Source organism: Streptomyces rhizosphaerihabitans, assembly GCF_025399795.1.
Classification (GTDB): Bacteria; Actinomycetota; Actinomycetes; order Streptomycetales; family Streptomycetaceae; genus Streptomyces; species Streptomyces rhizosphaerihabitans.
In genome coordinates this window covers 1-208 of sequence record NZ_JAODTZ010000241.1, presented here as the reverse complement: position 1 = coordinate 208, position 208 = coordinate 1, and the positions used below count along the sequence as shown (strand labels likewise).

At 71.2% G+C, this 208-nt stretch carries 1 pseudogene; it reads right to left on the bottom strand.

What is annotated here, in order from left to right:
- Positions 1-208: pseudogene (locus N4G66_RS45580) on the bottom strand (DUF1254 domain-containing protein); the annotation flags it as partial.

Sequence of the window (208 nt, the reverse complement as noted above, 5' to 3'; positions counted from 1 at the left end):
GGCGGGAGGGTGTTGATCACCAGCCCGGTGCCCTCGGTGAAGGCCGGCGGGTCGACGGGGGTCAAGGGCGCGAGCGGCGACTTGCCCTGGAGGTAGGACCCGATGCTGCTGCCGTAACTGCCGGGCGTGTACGGGGAGATCCGCAAGGACTCCTTGATCCGCGCGACCGTCGGCGCCGGGTCACTGTCCTCCAGGAACGCGCGCCCCA